General features: G+C 41.6%; 1 protein-coding gene and 1 pseudogene. Both read right to left on the bottom strand.

Going from position 1 to position 3,035, the window contains the following annotated elements:
• A pseudogene (locus AAC037_RS22715) lies at window positions 1-276 on the bottom strand (RagB/SusD family nutrient uptake outer membrane protein); the annotation flags it as partial.
• A gap of 19 nt (window positions 277-295) precedes the next feature.
• On the bottom strand, window positions 296-3,035 hold a 2,740-nt coding region (locus AAC037_RS22720), incomplete at its 5' end, for a TonB-dependent receptor (RefSeq protein ID WP_339905841.1).

Here is a 3,035-nt window from a genome sequence, read left to right on the forward strand (position 1 = left end):
GGTTCCTCGTCCATAATCTGTTAGCTGTGCTCCTTTTGTCATGGTGGTTTCCCCTACAAAGAGACCGGTTTGGTAACCATGGCTTCGTTGGTTCCATCCATATTCCACGCTGTTGTATAGATCGTTTAAGTAGTATTTCACCAGGTTGATGTCTGACCAAACTACCGGGTCAGAATAACTGTCTAATGGTGATCTGTCCAATAAGTCATCGTTGCAAGAGAAGCATCCAAAAAACAATGCTGCTAATAGTGTCAGTTTATTAATATTTCTTTTCATAACGTCTTGTTTTTAGCAATTAAAAGGAGATTTGAGCACCAACAGAAATTACTCGCATAATAGGGTAGGCTCCCATTCCACTTACTTCGGGGTCCATGATATCATTCCCCGAATAAATCAACCAAAGGTTTTGGCCTGAGGCATAAACCTTGGCCGACTCAATACCCACCATGTCAAGGACAGGTCTTGGTACGTTATAATTAATTTGTAGATTCTTTAGCCTGGCATAAGATACATTGGCATAGTTGTAATCTGTGATGTGGTCATTCCTCCAATATTCTTCCAACCATTGGTAGGCACGAGGTTTTGTGGCGTCTATATTTCCCGGGGTCCATCTGTCTTCCGCATCATACTGAAAATAATTACCTGCTGTCCCGGAACGCATGTCATCGTATATTGCCCTAATGGCATTGCCATGGCCTTGAACAAGGGCCGACAACTCCCAATTCTTATAAGAGAAGTTAAGGTTCAGGCCGAAAGTTATTTCCGGGGTTGTTGTCAAGGGGAATAACTGTCGGTCATCGGTAGTGATTTCACCATCATTGTCGTAATCTTCTATAATGATGTCCCCAGGCCTTGCTCCTGCAATATGAGGCATAGAATTTACCTGCTCCTCATCCCTAAAGATGCCGATAGACTTGTACAGTAGTAAAGCTCCTTGTGGATGTCCTGTTCTCACTTGCCATGGAACCGGACGTTCCGGTTCATCAGATTCGATGATTCGGTTTCTTGCAAAGGCAAAATTACCTAGAACACCATAACCAATATCCCCTTTTTGATCCTCGTAGCTCATGACTACTTCAACCCCATAATTGTCTACAATTCCAAAGTTTTCGTCCGGTAAAGAGAAACCTACAAATCGAGGTATAGATACATCTCTTTGTACTAAAATATCACTTCTTCTCTCGTAGAAAAAGTCTGCATCAAAGCCTAGTTTGGTGTCAAATAATAAGGATTCCCAGCCTAGGTTGAAAATGCTTGCTTTTTCCCAGGTTATATTAGGATTGGGTATTCCTTGTTGTCTTAAGCCGGGCAAGTAAGTTTTGCCTTCACCCAAAGCCAGTCCTTGAACAAATCCGTAGCTGGCCAAATACTGGAAAGGAGAAACGAGATCATTTCCCATTTGACCCCAGCTGGCTTTCAATTTAAATTGGTCGATTAAGCCCAAATTATTTTTCCACCAATCATATTCTGAAGGTCGCCAACCTGCCAAGACAGAAGGAAAATTCCCCCAACGTCCTGCTTCTTTGGAGAAATTCACTGACCCATCTCTTCTAAAACTAAACTGGAACAAATAAATCTCTTTAAAATTGTAACTAATTCTGCCAAAATAATTTTGTCTGGCACCGAAACTAACCGATCCATCATTGTCTTTTTCTGCATCACCCCCTGCAAAGAGATAGGGAAGTTGATCAGATACAAAATACCTTCGGTAGGCATTAAAATTCTCTTGGAAGCCTTCATTTTGCTCATAAGCCACAAAGGCATCTAGATTATGAACCTTATTCAATGTTTTGGTATAATCTATCTTAAAATTGAATGTACTGTTGTTAGAATAATTTGAATAATCTGTTAGCCTAGGTTCCGGTGGGCCTTTTTGACTCCCGATAATATAATCTGAACCATCTTCAATTCCGGTATTGCCATCGGCCAAATAGGCTTCCTCATTGAAGCTATACAAGGTGAAAGGTTTTTGGAATAATTTTCTTTTTTGGAAATAAAGGTCATAGGCAAAATAACTGCTGGCCGACAAGCCTTCAACCCACGGGATCTTAAGTTTTGCTGAAAAGATATTATTGCTCCTAAATCTTTTGTCATCATCGAAACCGGTTTGGTCTGAAGCCATTACCATAGGCTGGTATCCAAATTCAATGTCAGGACCCGGTAATCCGTTTGGATAAACGGCATGATTGGTTGGGTACATTCTACGAATAGTCTGGAACATACTTGATGTTGACATTCCGCAATACATTCTGTTTTCTTGAATGCCCGTGATATCTACTCCCAAATCCAAATATTCATTGATTTTGAAATCTACATTTGCTCTTAAATTGTACCTTTTATAGGAGGTGTTGGAATTGGTATAAATCCCATCATCTGCCTGAGTTCCAAAGGAAGTGAAATAACTTACTTTTTCTCCACCTCCTGTTACAGATAAATTGTGGTGATTGGTACTGCTGAAGTCCCTTAGGGCGACTTCGTTCCAATCTGTATTGGGGTGGGTCCATGGATAGTCTCCTGATCTGTATTTTTCTACGTCTTCTTCAGAAAAAAGCATATTGGATTCGTCTACTCCACGATAGGACTGGTTTTCTCGAATCATGGTAGCATAAGTCGCTGCATCTGCCATCTCCGGGAGCTTTGTTGGAGACAGCCAGCCTTTGTAAAACCCGTAAGTAATTCGGGTAGGGGTGTCTTTCCTTCCTCTTTTTGTGGTTACTAAGATTACACCATTGGCAGCTCTTGCACCGTAAATACCTGCAGATGCATCCTTTAATACCGTAATGCTTTCTATATCATTCGGGTGAAGGGAATTAAGGTCTCTTCCTAAAATACCATCGATAACCACCAAGGGTGAGTTGTTTCCCAAGGTAGCATTCCCTCTAATTCTGATATTCGCTTGATCTTTTCCTGGTTCACCACTGCTTTGCATGAAAATACCCCCAGGGAGACGGCCTGCAAGGGCATTGGAGACAGCACCAACAGGAGCGGAAGAAATTTCCTCCGCACCAACAGTGGTCACGGAGCCGATAACATTT

The sequence above is a fragment of the uncultured Cyclobacterium sp. genome, assembly GCF_963976465.1.
Lineage (GTDB): Bacteria > Bacteroidota > Bacteroidia > Cytophagales > Cyclobacteriaceae > Cyclobacterium.